This window comes from Pseudobutyrivibrio ruminis, from assembly GCF_015057245.1.
Lineage (GTDB): Bacteria > Bacillota > Clostridia > Lachnospirales > Lachnospiraceae > Pseudobutyrivibrio > Pseudobutyrivibrio ruminis_E.
In genome coordinates this window covers 20,365-27,362 of record NZ_SVET01000026.1, presented here as the reverse complement: position 1 = coordinate 27,362, position 6,998 = coordinate 20,365, and the positions used below count along the sequence as shown (strand labels likewise).

Below are 6,998 nucleotides of genomic sequence, written 5' to 3'. Positions count from 1 at the left end.
CACAGTATCTTAAAATAGCATAGTCGAACCTATAGAAAAGGTAAAGAAAGACTATGACTTTATATAATAGTAGGAGAAGATGAAAATGAATCAAGAAACAATGAAGCGTGCTAAAGAAATAGTGTCGCAAATGACTATGGAAGAAAAGACTAGTCAGATGCTATATCATGCCGCAGCAATAGATAGGCTAGGAATACCGGCATATTGTTGGTGGAATGAGGCTTTGCATGGGGTGGCCAGAGCTGGAGATGCAACAGTTTTTCCTCAGGCAATTGGACTGGGAGCTACATTTGATGAGGCGCTAGTGGAGAAAATTGGTGATGCTACTTCTACAGAAGGTCGAGCTAAATACAATCAGTTCACTAAGCATGGTGACAGAGATATTTATAAGGGACTTACATATTGGGCACCAAATGTAAATATTTTCAGAGACCCAAGATGGGGCAGAGGCCATGAAACATATGGTGAGGACCCATATCTTACTGGCCAGTTGGGAATGGCTTTTGTAAAAGGATTACAGGGCCCAGATCTTGATAATCCAAAGGCAGCTGCTTGCGCAAAGCATTTTGCAGTTCATTCTGGTCCGGAGGCAGACAGACATCATTTTGATGCCAGGGTATCAGATCAGGATTTGTATGACACATATCTGTATGCGTTCAAGCGACTGGTGAAGGATGCCAAGGTAGAGTCCGTTATGGGGGCCTACAATCGAGTAAACGGTGAGCCTGCCTGTGGAAGTAAACGCTTACTTAAGGACATCCTGAGAGATGACTGGGGATTTGAAGGACATGTTGTTTCTGACTGTTGGGCGATTCGTGATTTCCACGAAAACCATAAGGTAACAGGCTGTGAAGTGGAATCGGCAGCATTGGCTGTGAATAACGGTTGTGACTTGAACTGCGGATGTGTATATGAAAAGTTAATTTACGCATATAAAGCCGGCCTTGTTACAGAGGAGACTATTAACACTGCGGTTGAAAGATTGATTGAACTTCGATTACGCTTAGGAACTCTTCCTGAGAGAAAAAGTAAATATGATGATATTCCATATGAAGTGGTGGAATGCAAAGAGCATAAGGATTTAGCTAATGAAGCAGCAAAGGAGAGCTTTGTTTTATTAAAGAATGATGGTGTCCTGCCACTGAATAAAGACAAGTTAAAGACCATAGGAGTCATTGGTCCTAATTCAAACTCAAGAATAGCGCTTGTCGGAAATTACGAAGGAATTTCATCTGAATATATCACTCCACTTGAAGGTATCCAGAGATTTGTTGGAGATGATGTAAGAGTATTCCATGCAGATGGAACTCATCTTTGGAAGGATAGGATGCATGTGCTTAGCGAAGCAAGAGATGATTTTGCAGAAGCTATGGCAGTTGCAGAGCATTCAGATGTTGTGGTTATGTGCTTAGGATTGGATTCCACAATAGAAGGTGAAGAAGGTGACGCTGGAAATGAGTTCGGCAGCGGTGACAAAAAGGGACTTAAGCTTCCAGGGTTACAGCAGGAATTGTTGGAAAAAATTACAGCAGTTGGAAAGCCAGTTGTGCTTCTTCTTTTATCTGGTTCAGCACTTGACTTGTCTTGGGCACAAGATAACGTAAATGCCATAATGCAATGCTGGTATCCTGGAGCAAGAGGTGGAAAAGCTATTGCTCAGGTACTGTTTGGACAGGATAGTCCAAGTGGAAAGCTTCCAGTCACATTCTATGCATCAGATAAGGATTTGTCTGATTTCAAAGATTACTCTATGGATAATAGAACTTATAGATATTTTAAGGGAACACCACTTTATCCATTTGGATATGGATTGGGATATTCCAAAATCAAATGCGAAAATGCTTCTATTGATAAACTTTCAGGCAACATGGATGAACTTTTTACATTGACAATCGATGTGACAAACCAAGGCAGCATGAATCAAAAAGAAGTTGTTCAGGTGTACATCAAGGACGTGGAAGCATCAACAAGAGTTCCATTGTGGTCTTTGAGAAAAGTAATGAGAGTCTCACTTACACCAGGGGAGACAAAGACAGTTTCATTTGAGCTTGCTCCAAGAGATTTTGCAATCATCGATGAAAAGGGAAATGCTATTGTAGAGCCAGGCAAGTTTAAGATAGCTGTTGGAACCAGTCAGCCTGATGGTAGAAGTGAAGAGCTTACTGGAAATAAATGTGATGTATTTGAAATAGATTTGAAAGGGGAAACTATTCAGGTGGAATACTAGGATAGTTTGTTTAGGGAGAAGATAATGACAATTGCTAATAATCCGATATTAAAGGGCTTTTATCCAGACCCATCAATATGCAGAGTGGGTGATGATTTTTATATTGTATGTTCAAGCTTTGTGTATTTTCCGGGAGTACCAATTTTCCACAGTAAGGATTTGGCCCATTGGGAGCAGATAGGACACGTGCTAGATAGAGAAAGCCAGCTTCCATTGCATGGTGAAATATCTAGAGGTATTTTTGCTCCAACAATTAGAGAGCACAAAGGCACATTTTACATGATTACAACAAATGTGGATGCTGGAGGAAATTTCCTTGTTACAGCAAAGGACCCAGCAGGACCATGGTCAGATCCATACTATTTGGGTGATAAAGAATGCCCAGGTATTGATCCATCATTATTCTTTGACGATGATGACCGTTGCTACTATGTTGGAACCAGACCAAATCCAGAAGGTGTTAGATACAACGGGGATTGGGAAATCTGGGTACAGGAGCTGGATTTAGATTCTATGAAGCTTGTTGGCCCATCTATGGCAATATGGAAGGGTGCTGTTAAGGATGTTATTTGGCCAGAAGGTCCTCATCTTTACAAGAAGGATGGCTATTATTATTTGATTCACGCAGAAGGCGGCACAGGCCCAGAGCATGCCATATCAGTTGCTCGCTCGAAGGAACTCTTCAAATGGTTTGATGGCTGCCCACGTAATCCAATATTTACACATAGAAATCTGGGCAAGAACTATCCTGTTATTTATGCAGGTCATGGAGATTTGGTAGATGATAAAGATGGAAACTACTACATTGTAATGCTTGCTTCGAGACAGTGTAAAAATCACTGCAGCATGGGCAGAGAAACATTCCTTGCCAAGGTCACTTGGGAAGATGGATGGCCTGTTATCAACCAAGGCATTGGAAAGCTTACAGACCAGGTTGAGCTTCCATTTGAGGAATACAGATTCAATCAGGAAAACACTTACACAGATATTATCCACTTTGATAGCAAAGAATTGGATGATAGATTAGTTGGAATCGAAAGAAGAAGTGAGGATTTTTATTCTCTCAAAGAAAATCCAGGATTCCTTACACTTTACACTCGCCCAGAAAGAATAGAAGATATCTGCAATCCTTCTTATCTGGGAATTCGCCAAAAGGATTATTCATTTGCAGTTAGCTGTGGAGTTGATTTCACTCCTAAGAGCGATAAAGAGTGTGGCGGCCTTGTGCTCTTCCAAAACCATGAAAATCATTTGGTTATGGAAATTGTAAAAGGCGAGAGTGGAAAGCAGTTCCGTGTGAGAACTGTAATTTCTGGCAAAGAAGAGATTATAAAATCCATACCAGTTTCAGATGGTTTAGTTGAAATTGGAATAAAGGCAAAGGAACAGAAGTGCCAGATTTATATTGTTGATGAAAACGGTCAGCTGCCAGCAAAGGATGATGTTGATTTAATTCCATACACAACAGAGGAAGCCGGGGGATTTGTTGGCTGCACAGTTGGTATGTACACTTCCTCAAATGGAGATACTTCTGATAATAAATGCAGCTTTAAATGGATTAGTCACACAAAGAATTAAGGGCATGATATATGAAAAGGTTTTTTAATAAGCTTGAAGTAAAAAGGAAGATGGCCCTTTTATATATCCTTTGCGTAGTGCTTCCAATAATTATTTCAGATGGTTTTGTTTTCAAGTCCATATATAATTCAGAAAAATCTTCCATTCTTCATCAGATGGAAAATGAAGCCAATGCCATAAATTACACTTTTTTTAATCAAGTTGATGAGGCTGCTAAGCTGGGAAATGCTTTATACAGCAGTCTTTATGTTCATAGGTTTTTACACAAGGAATACTCATCGAATCTTGAATACTACAACGCCTATCAGACATTTTTTGATGATACACTTTTAAAGCTAGTAACAGGTCAGTCTGGTATGGAATATCGCATATATTTGGATAACAATACCATTACAAATGGAGCGGAATTTCAAAAGATTACCAAGGCGATAGGGACAGACTGGTATGACTACATTTTGACATCTCATTTGAATAAGGGACTTTATTTTGGAATGACAAAACAGCCAACAGGAGCCATTCAAAGAACAATTTATTATTTTCAGCGATTAAACTATTACAAATATAATTCGCCTAATATATTGCTGATAAAGATAGATTATTCAAAGTGTGTGGATGATATCGAAAATCTGAATTATCCATATAAGGCATACATTTGTGATGATACAAGAGTGTTAATGTCCAATGGAAAATATAGTAATGTAAGCAAGGAATATGCTAACAAGGAGTTGCTTGAGAATATTGCATATTCTCAGGAGTGTGAGGTTTACGGACAAAAACTGGAAATCAAAATAAAAGATACTGATTACAGTTTTATTGATTTGTTCAGAAAACGATGGTATCAGCTATTGTTTTTAATTGTAATAAATATTGCTTTGCCGTTGTTTGTTAGCAGTTTAATGCACACCAATTTGAAAAACAGACTGCGAGAGCAGGAAGCTGTGGTGGCCAGAAAGAATGCAGAGTTAATAGCACTTCACAGCCAGATAAATCCACACTTTCTGTTTAATGCGCTAGAGAGTATTCGAATGCATTCTCTTCTTAAAAAGGAAGAGGAAACAGCCAAAATGGTGGAGCATTTAGCAAAGCTACAACGACAATATACCGAATGGAACGATGACATAATAGCAATTGAAAACGAGTTGAATTTTGTAGAGGCATATTTGCAACTTCAAAAATACAGATTTGGAGATAGGCTTTCTTTTGAAATAGATATTGAGGATGAATGCAGAAAACTGTTGATACCAAAGCTGACCCTTGTAACATTTGTGGAAAATGCAGTTGTTCACGGTATTGAAAGTAAAACCACACCGGGATGGATTTTTGTTCGTATATACGTTAAAGGCGAAAATGTAATTATAGAAATAGAGGATACAGGAAGCGGAATTCCAGAAGATATAGCAAATGAACTGCTGGAGAATATGCGTAATGCCGATATTTCTATGTTAAAGGAGAAAGGTAGAGTTGGAATTGTAAATGCATGCGTTAGATTAAAGATGATATCAGAAGATGATGTTATGTTTGATATGGAGTCAGAAATAGGTACGGGGACCTTATTTCAAATTACAATTCCAATGATGTATTTAAAGGGGATGATTTAATGTTAAAAGTTTTGTTAGTGGATGATGAACCGTTTATTCTACAGGGATTAAAGGTGCTTGTTGACTGGGAAGCCGAAGGTTATGAAATCTACACTGCTGTAAATGGAAAAGAAGCGTTTGAGTTCATAAAGAAACAGCCAGTTGATCTTGTCATAGCTGACATAAAAATGCCACTAATGGATGGAATCGAACTTTTAAAGGAAGTTCGAAAGCTAAATGATGAGATATACTATGTGATTCTTAGCGGATATGCGGAGTTTGGATACGCCCAGGAAGCATTAAAGCATGGATGTGTAGAGTATATTTTAAAGCCTGTGGAAAAGGAGCAATTACTTGTCATTCTTAGAAAGATTGCTGCTTTAAACAAGGAAAAAATCATTGAGATTCAAGAGAAGGCAAAGAAGGATAAGGCTTATCTTGATAGAAATATAATGTCTCTTCTTAGAGGCAAATACGATAAAACAAATATTGAATGCATATCAGATAAAATCAATGTGGATGAGGATATGTGTTATGTAGAGGTGCAGCTGGATGTTGCTACCTTATCCGAGGATTATTCTGATGAAGAAAAGAAGGAACAACTCAACAAACTATATTTGGCAGCTGATGAATTCCTGAAAAATGATTTTGCTTTATGTATTATGGATGTTTCTGACAGTGAGAAAACCTATGATATAGGCTTCATCTATACAGACTCAATGGGACAAAAGCTACAGCTTACCACTGAGGAATATTTAAAACGATTCTACGATTACCTTATCGTAAATACGAATCTAGAAATCACAATGCTTGTAGGTAAAAATGTCTCTGGTATTAGGAATATTTCAAAATCATATGGAACAGCCAATATGCTTCGTTCTCTCCAGGGATTTAGGGAAAAGAAAAACATCTATTACTATGAAGATGAATACAAAATCACTGATACAGGCATACTTATTTGTAAGAAACAGCTAGACAACCTTATAGAGGCAATCGAAGATGGGGAGCATGTCGAAATAAGAAAAAGAGTAGATGAGTTTTATCAGGAAATGAAAAATACTGGTGTCACTGAATCCACTATGAATCTAAATATCAATTACCTATTATTTCAGCTTATACATTTGGCCAGTGAGCTTGATAATGAAGTCAATCAGGAAGAGATTCTTAGAATGATTTTGGAAAGTACCTCAGAAGAGGGAATTAGACGAGGTGGCCGGACTCATCTTTGCAAAATGGCTTATGCTTACGGCGATTATATAACACAGCTACGCAAAAACGTATCCAAGGGTGTGCTTGGTCAGATAGAAGATGAAATCAAAAGAAATTATGCCAGCAATTTGACCCTTAGAGAGCTTAGCGAAAAATACTATATTAATTCAGCATATTTAGGTCAGGTTTTCAGGAAAAAATATGGTTGTTCATTTAAAGATTATCTTAATGAACAGCGCCTAAATGAAGCTGCAAAGCTACTTCGTAAAAGCGATATGAAAATATATGAAGTAGCTGAAATGGTGGGCTACAAGGATGTTGATTACTTTGTAAACAAGTTTATTGAGGCAAAGGGATGTACCCCTACAAAGTATAAAAAGAATATGGCCGTCTAAAATTTGAGGGGG

At 38.0% G+C, this 6,998-nt stretch carries 4 protein-coding genes; all 4 read left to right on the top strand.

What is annotated here, in order from left to right; all coding sequences use genetic code 11:
* Positions 1-85: 85 nt before the first annotated feature.
* The 4 genes from E7274_RS13960 to E7274_RS13945 are packed head-to-tail and all read left to right on the top strand — an operon-like array spanning position 86 to position 6,986.
* On the top strand, positions 86-2,227 hold the full coding sequence (locus tag E7274_RS13960; RefSeq protein WP_304176769.1) for a glycoside hydrolase family 3 C-terminal domain-containing protein: 2,142 nt from the start codon (positions 86-88) through the stop codon (positions 2,225-2,227).
* A 24-nt stretch (positions 2,228-2,251) separates the two neighbouring features.
* A complete protein-coding gene (locus tag E7274_RS13955) occupies positions 2,252-3,805 on the top strand; it encodes a glycoside hydrolase family 43 protein (protein WP_304176766.1) in 1,554 nt (517 codons plus the stop codon).
* Positions 3,806-3,816: 11 nt separating this feature from the next.
* Positions 3,817-5,403 (top strand): sensor histidine kinase, encoded by a 1,587-nt coding sequence (locus E7274_RS13950; protein WP_304176764.1) that lies wholly within the window; start codon positions 3,817-3,819, stop codon positions 5,401-5,403.
* Complete coding sequence (locus tag E7274_RS13945) at positions 5,403-6,986, top strand: response regulator transcription factor (protein WP_304176761.1); 1,584 nt, start codon at positions 5,403-5,405, stop codon at positions 6,984-6,986. Before E7274_RS13950 ends, E7274_RS13945 begins: the two co-directional genes overlap by 1 nt.
* Positions 6,987-6,998 lie beyond the last annotated feature (12 nt).

What these genes read in the sequence shown, in the direction of transcription:
- E7274_RS13945 (WP_304176761.1), top strand. Translation starts at nt 5,403, where the DNA reads ATGTTAAAAGTTTTGTTAGTGGATGATGAACCGTTTATTCTACAGGGA.
- E7274_RS13950 (WP_304176764.1), top strand. Translation starts at nt 3,817, where the DNA reads ATGAAAAGGTTTTTTAATAAGCTTGAAGTAAAAAGGAAGATGGCCCTT.
- E7274_RS13955 (WP_304176766.1), top strand. Translation starts at nt 2,252, where the DNA reads ATGACAATTGCTAATAATCCGATATTAAAGGGCTTTTATCCAGACCCA.
- E7274_RS13960 (WP_304176769.1), top strand. Translation starts at nt 86, where the DNA reads ATGAATCAAGAAACAATGAAGCGTGCTAAAGAAATAGTGTCGCAAATG.